At 36.5% G+C, this 15,103-nt stretch carries 16 protein-coding genes; 5 read left to right on the top strand and 11 right to left on the bottom strand.

What is annotated here, in order from left to right; all coding sequences use genetic code 11:
- Window positions 1–114: 114 nt before the first annotated feature.
- The 5 genes from ATN92_RS14650 to ATN92_RS14630 all read right to left on the bottom strand — a co-directional run bounded on the left by ATN92_RS14650 (window position 115) and on the right by ATN92_RS14630 (window position 7,325).
- Window positions 115–1,542 carry a C69 family dipeptidase gene (locus ATN92_RS14650; protein ID WP_056953176.1) on the bottom strand — a complete coding sequence of 476 codons (1,428 nt, stop codon included), beginning with the start codon at window positions 1,540–1,542 and terminating at the stop codon, window positions 115–117.
- 41 nt (window positions 1,543–1,583) lie between these two features.
- A complete protein-coding gene (locus tag ATN92_RS14645) occupies window positions 1,584–1,940 on the bottom strand; it encodes a PqqD family peptide modification chaperone (RefSeq protein ID WP_056953174.1) in 357 nt (118 codons plus the stop codon).
- Window positions 1,941–1,952: 12 nt separating this feature from the next.
- Entirely contained in the window at window positions 1,953–3,869 is a 1,917-nt protein-coding gene (locus ATN92_RS14640) for an OPT/YSL family transporter (RefSeq protein WP_056953172.1), read from the bottom strand.
- A 717-nt stretch (window positions 3,870–4,586) separates the two neighbouring features.
- Window positions 4,587–5,906 (bottom strand): PTS sugar transporter subunit IIC, encoded by a 1,320-nt coding sequence (locus tag ATN92_RS14635; protein ID WP_056953170.1) that lies wholly within the window; start codon window positions 5,904–5,906, stop codon window positions 4,587–4,589.
- A gap of 36 nt (window positions 5,907–5,942) precedes the next feature.
- The gene (locus ATN92_RS14630) at window positions 5,943–7,325 is read right to left on the bottom strand and encodes a glycoside hydrolase family 1 protein (RefSeq protein WP_056953168.1); all 1,383 of its coding nucleotides are present in this window, start codon (window positions 7,323–7,325) and stop codon (window positions 5,943–5,945) included.
- 160 nt (window positions 7,326–7,485) lie between these two features.
- Between ATN92_RS14630 and ATN92_RS14625 the strand changes: the two genes are divergently transcribed.
- Window positions 7,486–8,211: a GntR family transcriptional regulator gene (locus ATN92_RS14625; RefSeq protein WP_056953166.1), complete on the top strand. Its 726-nt coding sequence runs from the start codon at window positions 7,486–7,488 to the stop codon at window positions 8,209–8,211.
- A 103-nt stretch (window positions 8,212–8,314) separates the two neighbouring features.
- On the opposite strand, the gene ATN92_RS14620 is transcribed toward ATN92_RS14625, so the two are convergent.
- Window positions 8,315–9,337: an LCP family protein gene (locus tag ATN92_RS14620; RefSeq protein WP_056953164.1), complete on the bottom strand. Its 1,023-nt coding sequence runs from the start codon at window positions 9,335–9,337 to the stop codon at window positions 8,315–8,317.
- Window positions 9,338–9,490: 153 nt separating this feature from the next.
- On the opposite strand from ATN92_RS14620, the gene ATN92_RS14615 reads away from it, so the two are divergent.
- Complete coding sequence (locus ATN92_RS14615) at window positions 9,491–9,967, top strand: isochorismatase family protein (protein WP_056953162.1); 477 nt, start codon at window positions 9,491–9,493, stop codon at window positions 9,965–9,967.
- Window positions 9,968–10,030: 63 nt separating this feature from the next.
- On the opposite strand, the gene ATN92_RS14610 is transcribed toward ATN92_RS14615, so the two are convergent.
- From ATN92_RS14610 to ATN92_RS14600, 3 genes are all read right to left on the bottom strand, one after another.
- The gene (locus tag ATN92_RS14610; protein WP_056953160.1) at window positions 10,031–10,300 is read right to left on the bottom strand and encodes a hypothetical protein; all 270 of its coding nucleotides are present in this window, start codon (window positions 10,298–10,300) and stop codon (window positions 10,031–10,033) included.
- Between the two features lie 115 nt (window positions 10,301–10,415).
- Window positions 10,416–10,973 (bottom strand): magnesium transporter, encoded by a 558-nt coding sequence (locus ATN92_RS14605; protein ID WP_056953159.1) that lies wholly within the window; start codon window positions 10,971–10,973, stop codon window positions 10,416–10,418.
- A gap of 544 nt (window positions 10,974–11,517) precedes the next feature.
- On the bottom strand, window positions 11,518–11,841 hold the full coding sequence (locus ATN92_RS14600) for a thioredoxin family protein (RefSeq protein ID WP_082604548.1): 324 nt from the start codon (window positions 11,839–11,841) through the stop codon (window positions 11,518–11,520).
- A 165-nt stretch (window positions 11,842–12,006) separates the two neighbouring features.
- Here ATN92_RS14600 and ATN92_RS14595 point away from each other — a divergent pair, with 165 nt between their 5' ends.
- Window positions 12,007–12,276 (top strand): metal-sensing transcriptional repressor, encoded by a 270-nt coding sequence (locus tag ATN92_RS14595; protein WP_056953154.1) that lies wholly within the window; start codon window positions 12,007–12,009, stop codon window positions 12,274–12,276.
- Window positions 12,277–12,537: 261 nt separating this feature from the next.
- Here ATN92_RS14595 and ATN92_RS14590 read toward each other — a convergent pair whose 3' ends face one another.
- Together ATN92_RS14590 and ATN92_RS14585 are read right to left on the bottom strand one after the other, a co-directional pair.
- Window positions 12,538–13,239, bottom strand: a complete 702-nt coding sequence (locus tag ATN92_RS14590) for a VIT1/CCC1 transporter family protein (protein WP_056953153.1) — start codon at window positions 13,237–13,239, stop codon at window positions 12,538–12,540.
- 15 nt (window positions 13,240–13,254) lie between these two features.
- Window positions 13,255–13,944 (bottom strand): VIT1/CCC1 transporter family protein, encoded by a 690-nt coding sequence (locus tag ATN92_RS14585; RefSeq protein WP_056953152.1) that lies wholly within the window; start codon window positions 13,942–13,944, stop codon window positions 13,255–13,257.
- Window positions 13,945–14,143: 199 nt separating this feature from the next.
- Here ATN92_RS14585 and ATN92_RS14580 point away from each other — a divergent pair, with 199 nt between their 5' ends.
- Both ATN92_RS14580 and arsC read left to right on the top strand, forming a co-directional pair.
- Window positions 14,144–14,608: a Fur family transcriptional regulator gene (locus ATN92_RS14580; protein WP_056953150.1), complete on the top strand. Its 465-nt coding sequence runs from the start codon at window positions 14,144–14,146 to the stop codon at window positions 14,606–14,608.
- Entirely contained in the window at window positions 14,601–15,023 is a 423-nt protein-coding gene (gene arsC, locus ATN92_RS14575) for an arsenate reductase (thioredoxin) (protein ID WP_056953147.1), read from the top strand. Before ATN92_RS14580 ends, arsC begins: the two co-directional genes overlap by 8 nt.
- Window positions 15,024–15,103 lie beyond the last annotated feature (80 nt).

Genomic DNA, 15,103 nt, shown 5'->3' with positions numbered 1-15,103 from the left:
CGAGCTGCGCAGGCCAGATTCCTGTGCTTTGCCTGACTTCACGAACTGTCTGCTACGCAGCCAATTCGCAAAGTCCTGCAAATGCTCAGAATCTAAGCGGGCCTGCTTCGCTCTCTAAAGATTTGGATCCATCTTGAATGTTAACTTACTTAACTCTGTTCCTTGTGTTACCAAATCTGCTAGATGTTTCATTGTCTCTTCATTGTAATGTTTTACAATTTCATGGTTTTGCTCTGTTAGGTAATCTGTTAGGGCATCTCCTGTCATTTTGACTGCTTTTTCATCTACTGCTGCAATCTTTCTTCTTGCCCATTCTGACAATGCTTTTTGATAATCTAGGTTTGGTTCTACGAATTCTTTGTAGTGACTTTCTACTACCATTGCTAAGGCTTCATACATCCAATATGCACTCTTTAGATCCATCTTCTCTGGTGTGTAGCTGTATGACTCATCAATGTCATTGGCATTTGTAAAGAATGGTACTTGTGGGCAGAAGCTTGGAATTCCGAATCCTGTCCATTCTACTCCGGCTGCTCCATTCTTATCTGAATCTCTCATTTGAAGGATATGGGAGTTGGCTGTTCTTGATAGTGAAATAGCACGATATGTCTTCTTGTCATGTTCACTACCACTGCCTAGTGGATCGTATTTTGTTTCGTTGTAATGTGACTTCAATAGATATTGAATGTCTTCTACAGCAATCTTCTTTTCGGCTTTTCTGATAAATGGTAGTTCTGCTGACTCTGGATCTTGTTCAATTGATGGGTTCAAATAACGTTGTGCAAACCATACTCTTGGTGTGTTGTAATGATGGTCTTTTTCGGTATCTGTTCCAAAAATATGTCTGAAGTCCCAACGGTCGAAGTCTGGATTCAAGTTATGTTCTGATACAAATTCTTGGATTCCATCGGCCCACATGTAATTGTCAGGATCGTTGAAGTCGATATCTTGAATGGCTACTTGGTTAGCGGCTACGGCATAGCAGTCATCAGGAATACGTACGGCAACCCATTGATGTCCTGTTACTACTTCCATGTACCAAACTTCATCTTTGTCATTGAATTGAAGTCCATTACCTTCAGCAGAACCATATTTAGCAACTAATCTACCAAGATATTTAACTCCATCACGTGCTGAGTTAATGTATGGCAAAACTAAGGTTGCAAGTGAATCTTCAGCTAGTCCATTCTTTACGTATGGATCAAAAGCTAAAACTTTTTCATTAGCGTAAACACTTTCAGTAGCACTCATACCAACGTTCTTTTCATTGAAACCATCTTCTTCGTTAGGTCCTGTACTTTGGTTGGCATCAAGTGTTGACGTGTAACGATAGCCACTTGTAGGATATGGTGCTGTCATCTTGTTATATGGTGAAACATAAGTTTCGTCACGTCCAGAAACAGCTGGTTGAACGATGATACGTTTTCTATAAATAGCATTCAATCGATCTTCATTTCTTGAAATATAAGTTGCTCCATCCATCGAAGCTTTCTTACCAACCATGATTGATGTACATGCTGATAATTCAATACGATCTGTCATTTTAATATCCCCCATTAATAAAAATTATGATTATTTAATTATTATGATACTCGTTCTATTAGGTGATCGACACTCTCAATTTGCTGCAGGAACAAAATCAATCTTGTGTAACGATACTTATCGGCGTCTGGAAACTTTTCAGCAAGCTCTTTTCCGATTTCGTAAGCATTGCGACGTCCATTAACCTTAGTAAAAACATAGCTACCATATTCATCCATCTCTAAATAAGATTTTTCAGGAATATGCATGTGTAACTTACGGAAAAGCTTCTGAATCGGATGATTCTGTTCGCGAACAATTGTTACAATTCCTGCTTTTTTCTTATAGGTAACTTCAGGATTCTTCTGAAATACCATGTGTTTCAAATCTTCTTCAGTTAATTCTGGACGTTTAGCCATCTCCATCGCCCCTTACTTATTTGTTTCCTTCTTGATATTTAACAATGGAGCTACGATAGCAATTACTAAGATTGCCAACAAAATCAGTCCCATTTCGTTACTACCGGCAAATCCAGCTGGAGCTTTATCTCCAAGCACACCGGTCACATGTAGAATAATTCCGATTAAACCAATAATTGAACCACCAGCAATTAAACCTGATGATAAACTGACACCACTTTGGATACGTCTGTCTTTTAGAGCCTTATCTTTTGTAACTTTATCAATCAATAATTTGATTAAGGCACCAACTAAAATAATTGAAGTTGTTGAGATTGGTAGATAGAATCCTAAAGCAACAGTCATAATTGATAGACCTAACATCCAGCAAACAATAGCCATGACAACACCGATAATAATCATGATCCAAGGAAGATTTCCTGACATGATACCAGTTGTCAAAGTGGCAATTAAATTAGCTTGTGGTAAACCAAATGGTGGATTTGAACCTGTAATTTTTAATTGAGGTTCAAGAAGTACAGTCGTTCCGACAACCACGATGACACCAATCATTGCAGCAACCATGAAATACTTCATCATTTCATTCTTGTTGCCACCAATGACATAACTAACTTTTTGAGTCTGCATATAAGCACCACCAACTGAAATGGCAGTAACAATGAAGACTCCAAATAATAGAAGAATTTGATTATCTGCATTACTCTTCCATCCGAAGATAACGAAGACTAATGTCATGATAACTAGTGAAGCAATGGTCATCCCTGATACTGGCGCATTTGAACAACCAATTGTTCCAGCCAATCTAGCGGAAACAATTACGAATAATAGTGCCAAAATAATAGAAAGAATACCGCCTACAATAGCCATGGCGATGTTGCCAGAAATGAAGAATCCAACAACAAAAATTGCAATAACAGCAATAACTAATGACCAAATACCTAACATATTACGATCATCACTGCCACCATTTCTAGCATTCAAAGTTTTCTTGATTGATGTGACGATAACAGGAATCAACTTAATGGCTCCGACAATACCACCACAGAGCATCATACCGGCACCAATGTATTTCGAATAAGAACCGGCAACTTGGTCAACACCCATTTGATTTACAGCAATTGTCACATCGTTCCAATCTTTAGCATTGTTAGTTGCCATTTGAGTAAAGTTAGCAATTAATGGCGTTATAGCAAAGTTAGATAGAATTGAACCAGCAAACATCGTTAAAGAAACATCTAGTCCAACCACGAATCCAATACCAGCTAACATTGGATTGACTTCAGTCGACATCTTCCAACGATAGAAAGAATTACCAACATAAGTGATTACACTATTAACCCAACCAAAAACTTGAGTTGTCAAAAGTGTCAATAAACCACCAATTCCAAAACCAATTCCCATAAATTTCAAGGAATCCCCTCCGGCTTCGGAGGCAACCAAAGCTTCAGAAATAGCCATAGATTCTGGATAAACTAATTTTCCGTGTTCTTCAACTACCAAGTAGTTTTCAACCAGTGAAGCCGTTCCGATTGCAAACAGTACAGCCAAAGCCCCAACTAAAACTCCGGCAATAAAGTTGACCCGGCCACCAATAATGATAATGGCAGGTAAAACATAAATCATTCCACTGGCAATAGATTCACCACCACTGGACATTCCTTGGAGTAAATTCTTACCCAGCATGCCTTTCTTTTTAGCAAAGGCGGCAATAAGTCCAGAACCAATAATTGATCCTGGAATCCCCGCAGCAACGGTTAATCCAGCTTTCATACCAGAATATGCTGTTGAAGCGGCAAAAATAACTGCTAGTATGGCACCCATAATCATAACGACTGAGCTGCCACCGTGATTATCTTTATCAGTCACATACGGTACATATTTTTCACCCGATACACCACCGTAAGCGGACTGAGATAAACTCTTTTTCATCTCGATACCTCCCCTTAAGTCAACTTATGCTATCCCAAAACCACTAGGGGAAAACACTTGACTCTTTTGTGATAATTCCAATTATTTATAGAAGGTTCTTCATAGCCTTTATTCATAAACAACACCTATGAGTATTAATTTCCTCCTTTTTTCTGTCGATTCATTTTCATGATAACGGTTACATTTGCAAAAATCAATAGAATTTTGTGACATAGCTCACATTAACATTTCAAACATAAACAACACTTTTTCAGAGTGTTCACAGTTAGTAAACACTTGTCTTTCCTATTTAGCATAGGGTTTGGCGCTTGTCTTTTATTAATCATGGTCTAAGAATTTTAATTTTAAATATACGTATATTAGCTTTTTACTAATAAAGCCATATTTATCACAAACTTTTTCATAAATTTCTGGTCTGTTGTTTTCATATCTATTTCTTCAAAGAATATGAATAAAGTACCTCTATGATTTGACTAATCATTAATTAGTTTGAGAGTTTCATTATATATACAAAACTTTGTTCATTTTTTAAGGTGTACTTTTATTAATAATTAGTGTCATGAAACTGACTTCTTATCTATCTATTATTAGCATTCACTACAGATGGCATATTAATTTCACACATTATCCACCAAGTTAATTAACTTTTTTAAACAAAAAAATACTCTATGAATTTTTAAATTCATAGAGTATAAGTTAAGTGATTAAAACATCTAATTAAGCTTCTTTGACGTCCATATCTTGGTTTTCCTTTGAAAGAACCTTATCGTTGATCATAACGAATGGAATGTATACTAGAACGCCTAATACAAAGGTGATCAGTTGAATAACAACAGCACGCCAGTCACCAGCTGTAGCTAGGAAAGCACTGAATCCAATTGGCGTAGTCCATGGAACTTGAATAACACAAGGGCTCATCCAACCTAATACAGTTGTTACATAACTAATTACAAGACCCATAACAGGTACAAGTACGAATGGAATAGCTAGTGAAATGTTATAAACGATTGGGTAACCGAAGATAACAGGTTCGTTGATGTTAAAGAATCCAGGTGCAATTGATAATTTAGCAACGTTCTTAGTTACGGCACTGTGTCCAACTAGGAATGTAGCAACTAGTAAACAAAGTGTTGAACCGGAACCACCCATCAAACCATAAGTTTGAACTTGGGAAACGTTGATGATATTAGGAATTGCTTTACCAGCGTTGTATGCGGCAATATTTTGTGTAATATTGATGATCAAAAGTGGCTCTAGAATTGAACTGTAAATAACTGATTGGTGAATACCGAATAACCAGAGTAAGTTACCTAGTGAGTAAAGAATAATAACTCCCCAGATACCTGTTCCGATATGACGAAGTGGTTCTTGAATGAATGTTGTGATCAAATTGATCAAGTTCATTCCTGATAAATTGTAAAGTAGTGCTGAAATAATAGCTGAACATGATAAAACGATGATCATAGGAATCAAAACATCGAATGACTTACCAACAGCTGGTGGAACATTTTCACCTAAGTGAACTTGTAATTTCTTAATTCTAGAAATTCTGACAAAGGCCTCAGTAGCAATCAAACCAACGATAACACCGGCGAACATTGCCCCTGTACCTAAGTTAGTAAATGGTAAAACAGCTGAAACATCGACTGCTTTTTTAGCACCATCTGGAATCAATTTAACTGTGTTTGGCATCATTGTTACCAAAGCAGACATTGATACTAATGCAGCAGAAATTGGATTATCAAAGCGTCTGTTTTTAGCTAAGCAGTAACCAATCATAGCTGCAATTAAAATACCTGAAATATTTAGTGTCGCATTACTCAATAAGGTTCCCCAATATTGAACATGCAATAATGTCTTACCCTTGAAAATCCAAGTAAAGACTGTGTTATTTAATAGAACCGCTAATCCAGCAAGGATATAAAGCGGCATGATAGTGGCAAACGCATCACGTAATGAACGTAAATGAATTTGGGCACCCATTTTGGCTGCAAATGTTGCAAATTTATCCGCAGCTTTTGAATTCTGTAATGACATACTTTCGCCCCCGAAAAAGTTTTTTAAATCAATTACTTACTTCAAATCTGATAAATCACCCCCATTAGTCTCAATAACGTGCTTCAACCACCAATAACTCTTCTTTGGCACACGTTTCATATCCTTAAGATCATGGTTCGTACGGTTGACGTAAACAGTTCCGTAACGCTTGTCCATATTTCCACTTGAACTAGGAATATCAATTAACCCCCATCCCAAGTAACCTAAGACTTCAACGCCGTCTTCAAAGATTGCGTCTTCCATAGCTTGAATATGGTCACGATGATATTTAATACGATAGTCATCCTCAATTTCACTGCCATCGAATTCTTCACGAACACCGATTCCATTTTCAATTGGGAACATTGGTACACCATATTCGTTGTAGACTTTTGTCAAAATATCTCTGAAGCCTAATGGATCAATTTGCCAACCAAATTCTGATATCTCCAAAAATGGGTTCTTCTTAACACCTTTATCAAGGTAATAATTAGGAAGTGTTCCTTCAGGAACCATTTCAGAACTGATCGTATCGCTACGGTAATAACTGAAAGCAATGAAATCAGATGTTACCTTGATCAAAACTTTGTCATCGTCCGGTTGGTAGTCCATATCAATATGATGATTTTTAACAAAGGTCAAAACTTCATTTGAATAACGTCCATAAACGAATACGTCCAACAAATTACGGTTAAGAAATTCATTGATTTGACGCGCGTACAAAATATCTTTAGGATTTGGTGATGCTGGATAAACCTCACTGTATGCCAACATCCCACCGATTAAACAATCAGTATTCTCATGAATGTAATTAGCTACACCAGCATGAGCTAACATAACATGATGACTGATTTGATATAATTCGTCGTCAGTTTCGTCACCCTTTAAATAACCGGCAATTCTGAAAGCTTCACTCATGGAATAAAGATTTTGTTCATTAAACGTAATCCAATATTTTACACGATCACCAAAACGTTTAACCATTTCAGTACTATAACGAACAAATGCATCCACTACATGACGTGACAAAAATCCATTATATTTCTCAGCCAGATTCAATGGCATATCGAAATGATACAAACAAATCATCGGTGTAATGTTCTTTGCTAACAAGGCATCAATTAATTTATTGTAAAATTCAATACCCTCTTCATTGAAATCACCATCGCCAGTAGGATTTACACGACTCCAAGAAATTTGGAAACGATAGCAGTTCATCCCTTGCTTAGCCATCAAATCAAAATCTTCATTGTAACGATGATACTCATCAATAGCATCGTGCCAATCGGAAGAATTCTCTGTAGCAGGTCTTACATCATAAACGGATTTACCTTTACCATCGACATTCCAAGCACCCTCAGTTTGCATACTTGAAGTTGAATTACCCCAAAAGAAGTTTTCCGGTAATTTATTTGTCATTTTTTTCACCCCACGTTTTTTGAATACGTTTACAGTATACAATATTTTTTCATCATGTAAACACTTTATTTTGAAAAAGTATATACTTTTAAATTAAAGCGAAAAACTTTTATTTTAATGCTAAACTTAGGACGAAGAGTGAGTTTTAGGAGAAGATATCATGGCGTACAAATATAAGGAAGTTGCTGACGGTTTAAGAAAAGAGATCAATTCCGGAAAATACGCACCCGGGGAATTGATGCCCGACCAAAACCAAATTGCAGCAGATTACAATACAACAAGAATTACCGTTCATAAGGCACTACAGCTTTTAATAGTTGAAGGTATGGTCTATTCAAAGCGTGGCTCTGGAACTTTCGTAAAAAAAGATTACGAACCGGGAAAAAATTCCAGTAAATTTGGAAAGGTTTCACCCATTGATAAGCCATTTGGTGCTACTTTAACTAACCAAGGTAAAAAAGTTACCAGTAAAGTTCTCGAATTATCGGCTCGCATTCCTACTGCTAAAGAAGCTGACCAATTAATCATTGCACCAACCGAGCCAGTCTATGTTATTCGTCGTGTACGTTTCGTTAATGGTGAAGTCTTCGCGTATGAACATACTATTATGCCTACTTCCATTACGACGTTGACTAAAACTGTCCTTGAGGGTTCAATCTATGCCCATCTTCAAAAAGATGGTTTAAGTATTGAGGGCTCACACAGAATCATTAGTGCCGGGGCCGCTACTGAAGAAGACGTTGAAAATGGTATTGCTACTAAAGTAGAACAACCTGTCCTAGTTATCCGTCAATTAAGTTATCTTGACGATGGCCAGCCATTCGAAATTTCTGAATCTCGTTTCCCTTACAAAACCAGTTCAATCACTGCCGATATAACGCTATAAATAATTTAAAAATAAAAAACGACATCTATTACAAGAATTCAATTTTCCATATTAAGGTACCGGAAGATTATATTCTAAATAGATGTCGTTATTTTTTGTTTTCTTAATAAGTACTATCAGTATAATGCGTAGTATCTAAACCAAATGTATCATAGTCAATATCATCTTCATCTGCGAAGAATTTTTTATTTTTAGCATTCAGTTTTGTTTCAGTATTACTCAAAGTTTGAGGTTCCAAACCTAGGTTATCTCTCAAATTATTAGAGGCATTTTGCATAGTTGAAGTTGGTAAGATTTGATAAGAACTTTGATTGATCCAAGCCGTTTTCCCTTGAATCTGATTAAAGTCCATATTGTCAGCACTACTATGATATTTCATAATAATCTCATCGATTTCTTTTGAAGTTAAATCTGTGCTTATATCCTTACCTAAATCCTTAATCAAATCTGGAATCTTCACTAAGTATTTTGGTGATTCTAATTTATCAACAACCGCTTTTAAAACTTGTTGCTGTCTAACTTGACGACCATAGTCACCACGTGGGTCTTGATAACGCATTCGAGCATAAGTTAATGCTTGTTTACCGTTCAAATGATGTGTTCCTTTAGGAATCGTTATACCGTCAAAAGAAACCTTCAAATCACTTTTAACCGTTACACCGCCAACAAAGTCAACTGTCTTCTTCAATGCATCCATGTTGATTGCAACGTGATAATCAACTGGCACACCTAGTAAACTACCAACTGTGTTTTTAGCCATATCGGACAAACCAATATTGTATGCCGCATTGATTTTTTGAACATTCTTTTGCTTATCGCCGACCATTTCAGCCAAAGCATCACGTGGAATCGAGTAGGCAACGGTATTCTTTTTCTTTGGATTCAAAGTCAATAACATCATTGTATCCGAGTTACCACGATCAACACGACCGTCAGCCCCTGTATCAGCCCCTAGAAGTAAGATAGAAAACGGCTTACCTTGACTGATCTTCTGCGAGACACTGGTTTTATTTGTATCCAAAGAATTCAACGCTTGTTGAGTCCGGTAGACGAAAACTCCCCCTATCGCCAAAACAATGACAAGAATTACACCTATAATAATAGAAACTATTTTTAATTTTTTCATTTTTTTACCTTAAAATTTATTATTCCCCATTATAAAACGAATTAATCACAGTCGCCAATTTTTTAATGCGATGAAAAGCAACGGATATCGCTTCCATATTGATTACGTTAATGTTAGTCTCAAGTTATAAAAAAACTTTAAGGAAGTGGTCTTATGCCAAAAATGGCGGAAGCACTTTTAGTTATAGATATGCAGAAAGCTCAACAATATAGTTACAATTTCAATAATCTGATTAATAATATCAATCAACGTATCAAAGAATATCGACAAGCTAATTTGCCTATCATTTTTATTCAGCATCACGACCAAGACCTAGAACGTGACAGTGATTTGTGGCAACTATCCGACAAATTAGACCGAAAAGATGACGACAAAATTGTCGAGAAGACTCATCCTAATGCCTTTTACAAAACTGATTTGGAAAAGGTTCTCAAGGATAATGGCATCAAAACAATCGAAATCTGTGGTGCTCAAACAGAATATTGCTGTAACGCCACGATTATCATGGCTCATGGATTAGGATACAAAATCATTATGGAACATGATATGACGACCACTTTTGACAATAATTATATGATTGCTGAAAATACAATTTCATTTTTTGAAAATATCTGGATCAAAAATATGTAACTTTTCAATAACAAATAGGAGCAAGTAATCAATTACGATTACCTGCTCCTATTTAGTTTAATCTTATGCATATGTAGCGTTACTGTGAATCAATTCGTAACCATTCAAGTTCAACCTACCTAAAACTTGATTGATAGTATCATCCGGAAAGACTGCCTCAGCCTTTTTAACTAAATAAAACTTCGATAGATCATCAGCATCTATCCAGCGCCCCAACTTAGTTAGTTCCGAATACTGTTTTGGATCAAATTCAACTGAGCGACCAAAATCAATCGTAATGATTTCTCCCTCAAACCAGCTTATTTGTTCAACCGTCTTTGGTACATCATCCATTATTCATCATCCCTTTGAATAAATTATGTAACCGTTTTTCCATATGACAATATACCACGTTTTACTATGAAAAAATATTCAGATTCAAAGTATTTATGACAATTGGGACAAATCCTTATACACTCTTCAAGCCTGAGAAATCACCCATAAAACTATTAATTTCTTTAACCGTCTTTTCTTTGTTATAAGCGTAATCTCTGGAAGCATTCAAATGAATTTTCTTATTGTCAGTAGTTGTAATCTCAATGCCTACAGGGTTCTTCATCATTGACAAGCGAGAATAGAAAATACTATAAGCATTAGAAAATGGCACCATTGAAGGAAGTTCTGTTTGATTCTGAACATTTCCCATCAATTTAACTGACTTTATCTGATTCTTTTTAATTGTATCCATTTTAGTAAAACTCGGAAAAAGCATCATACCTAATCTCTTCTTGGGACTAGTCATATTATTGTATCTAAGAGTTTCGCCATCGAATTGCCAGTAACTGAACAATTCAGGTAATTCTGGGTAATAATGAGCAAAAAATATAATACTGAAGAAACAAAGTCCAATGAAAAAACCTACCCATCCATTTTGAGAAAATACATAAGCAACATTGCCGGGTATAAAACCAATAATCAGACTAATCAATAATGGTCTGAGACTAACTTTTTTTCCAAATTGCATCATAATAATCGCCTCTATTATTTTTCAGGATCATTATAGCACCAACATTTGTAGCTATTTACAATTAAGTTCTAATTTATTTTTACGTGCCAAAAGTTCATTTTAAGGACAAAAAAATGGGCAAACCCGCCTACTGATTTGCCCATACTTTATTACTTATATTCGTCTAATTTTTAGTGTATTTCTTATATTTAAGTAGTTTTTATATTTATTGGTTTAACAATTTCTTTTGGAGGAGCTTTTAATCTTGGAGTAGAATGGTTACTTTTTTAATAACCATGGTTCTATGGTTTGTAGTGAAAACGAGTTATGCAAGCCAGATTCCTGTGCTTTGCCTGACTTCACAAACTGGCTGCTGCGCAGTCATTTCGCAAAGTCCTGCAAATTGCTCAGAATCTAACCAGGCTTGCTTCGCTCTCTGTTTTAAATGAGCTGCGCAGGGGCAACCCATTGCGGTTTGCTACAGAATTGAAATCATCCGCAAGTTCAGCGGCTAATTCCAATTCTTAGGCAAATCCTCGTGGGCTGACCGCCCCTGCTCCGCTCTCTACATATATTTCTCTAGTTCTAAACGGAACTTCTCTTCTGGTTGATATCCAACCATACGTCCTACTACGTTACCATCTTTCTTGATGATAAATGTAGGAATTCCTTGGATTCCAAAGTTATTTGGTGTATCTGGATTATGATCTACATTCATTGATGTAAACTTGATCTTATCGCCTAACTCATCTGTTGATGATAACTTCTCAAGAATTGGGTTCATCATTTTACATGGAGGACACCAGTCTGCATTAAAATCTGTAATAACTAGACCTTTGCTTGTCTCGTCATTGAATGTCTTATCTGATAATTCTGTAATATTAGCCATCATTCAATCTCCTTCTCATATCTATGTAAAATAATATACCCCCTAGGGTAATTTTTGGCAACTATTTTGTTTTATCAATGATTAAGGAAAAAATAAAGTAATTATTTGCTACCCGGTACCCGCATAGGTATAATTATGACATGAAATCAATTTGGGAGGTTAATTATGACACAAACGCCCGAAGAAGTTGCTAGTAAAAAAATTACTAGTCGTCTTAAACGTTCTCGTGGTCAACTTGATGCTGTGCTTAGAATGATGGATGAAGGTAAGGCTTGTAATGAGGTCCTTATGCAATTATCCGCTGTTAAGTCTAGTGTCGATAAGGCCATGAAATTAGTTATCGCACAAAATATTCGTCGCAACTCTAATTGTACTGACGAAAAACAATTGGCCGAATTACAAAAATCTTTGGATCTTATGTTGAAGACAAAATAATAGGATGCTACCCTTTCTTCTTTTGATTGGGTACATCCTATTTTTTCTTCTATTTTATTTAATGTTGTAGTTCTTTCATTCCGTAATGTGTTTTCCTTCTATTTTAGAATAACCAATGTACTTGGCAATATAGTGGAAACGAGCTGCGCAAGCCAATTTCTTCCGGTTTGCTACAGTACTGGAATTGCCCGCATAGTTCGCGGGCGATTTCAGTACTTAGGCAAATCCTCGGAAATTCCCGGGCTTGCTTCGCTCTCTGCTTTATAGCATTAATCCGACTGAATAGTGTATTGCCATGGTAATTATTCCTACAATAACATTTCTAATAATGGCGGTTTTAACTAATCCGTCTCCTAACTTGGCACTTAAATATCCGGTTAGAGCAACTGATAATGTTACGGCTAATATTGTTCCTGGCCATTTTATTGCTGCTGGTAACAATGTCATTGCTACTAATGGGAAAATACCACCTGACGCAGCTGACACTAATGATGAGAAGGCTGCATCCCATGGGCTCATGTAATGTCCTAATTGTAGGTCATACTTAACTCTTACTACTGTTCCTAAAGCATCTTTTTCCATCAATTCTTTGGCAATGCTGTTAGCAGTATCTTTTTTAACGCCACGTTCTACATAGTAATTAGCTACTACGTCTAGTTCGTCTTGATAATTAGTTTTGATCAATTCACGTTCTTTTTCAATTGCAGCTCTTTCAGTATCCTTTTGAGAGCTAACTGAGGCGTATTCCCCAGAAGCCATTGAAAAAGCACATGCTAAAAGATCTGACAAACCGGCAATAAAAATTGTAAAGGTATTGGTTGTAGCAACAGCAACGGAAAATAGTACTCCGACAACGGTTAAAATCCCATCATTAGATCCTAATACACCAGCACGAAGGGTATTCGAACGTTCCGCCATTGTTTTCTTTTGCTTCTTTGGTTTTGAAACTGACATAGTTTTCATTCTTCTTCCTCCTTACTAATGTGCAAATAGTGATCCAATTGCATAAGTTACAAACATTGTTAACAATCCTGAAACAACATTTCTAATAACAGCCTTGCTACGTTTAGCTCCACCAAGAGTTGCAGCAGCGTATCCTGTAATCATTAAAGCGATAATAACGGCAATCACAGTCGCAAATAATTTAATATTTTGAGGAAACATCGTAATTGATACCAAAGGTAAAATTGATCCTGTTGGGAACGAAATCATCGAAGCCAATGCCGCCGCGATGGCACTTGTTTGTTCCTTGGGATTGAAGCCATATCTTTCACGAACTGCCACATCTAAAGGATCATCGCTCAACATTTCCGTTGTGGCTTGAGTAGCTAATTCTTTTGAAATACCAGTAGCTTGATATTTGTCGCGGATATAGCCAAATTCTTCATCATAATGACCATCTAATTGAGCAGATTCCTTTTCAATCGCACGTTTTTCAGTATCACGTTGCGTACTTACAGAAACCCACTCACCCATTGCCATTGAAATGGTTCCGGCTAACATACCGGCAATTCCAGATAGAAAAATAGCATGATTATTACTTTGTGCACTAGCAACACCGATAACGATTCCGGCAACAGAAATAATTCCATCATTAGCGCCCATTACACTGGCACGCATTACGTTGATCTTCTCGGCTAAGCTCTGTTTCTTCTTTGTCTTAGGCATGGTGCTCACTCCTTAATTTTTCATTACATTGGAATGGTTCTCATCTATTAACGAATACATAATAACGCTTATTTTCTGAAAAGTAAACTATTCACGTCATTAAAATGGTTTCACAATTAAACTCAAATTATTGCCATTCTTCAAACTTTAGTAATATAATTACCTTGTAATGATTCTCAAGTAGAAAGGAAGATTGCTCATGGCTAGTAATGCCGTAATGGAAGAAACGTTACAAATCCTAAAGGATCACAAGCTTCGGGTTACTCCCCAACGTCACATTATCTTGGCCTACTTAGTTAGTCATCATAATCATCCTACTGTTGAAATAATTCGTGATGCCTTAGGTAAAGAACTACCTAATATGGGGGCATCTACGATTTATAATACCCTCAATACCTTTGTTGACCACCATTTAGTCGTGGAGCTTCAAAATGGTGACGGAAGTACTCACTATGATTACTTCGGAACACCCCATTACCACGCTATTTGTACTAATTGTGGACGTATTGTAGACGTTACGTATCCAGGTTTCAGTGATACCGAAAAAGGGCTCGAAGAAAAGACCGCTGAAATTTCTGGATACATGATTTCTGGTAATCACATGGAAGTTTATGGTCTCTGCCCTGAATGTCAAATCAAACTAGGAATAAAAAATAATGAATAAAAAATTATATTTTCTTTGTTCCGGAAACTCCTGTCGGAGTCAAATAGCTGAAGGTTATGCTAAGAAATATTTACCAACATGGGACGTTAGAAGTGCTGGTATCCGCATTGGTGGTCTCAATCCATTAGCTGTTAAAGTTATGGCTGAGGATGGTGTTGATATTTCACAACAAACATCCAAATTAATCGACAATGACTTTATGAATCAAGCCGATCTTGTCGTGACTCTTTGTGGTGAAGCACGCGATAAATGTATTATTCCCCAGTCAACTCGTTGGCTACATTGGCCTATCAATGATCCCGCTGAAAGTACTGGTGATGAAACGGAAGTTATGGAAGATTTTCGTGACGCTCGTGATGACATTAAAAGTAGAATAATTAAATTGGCTAAAAATATTCAAAAATATTCTGAATAAGTAAACGTGGCCTGTCAATTCAATCACGAATTGGCAGGCTTTTTTGGTGCACAATGTTGGGATTTTAGTTTTTTCTGTGC

It is taken from the genome of Companilactobacillus bobalius, assembly GCF_009764355.1.
The sequence above is the reverse complement of the archived record's forward strand: the minus strand, read 5'-3'. Positions and strand labels throughout refer to the sequence as shown.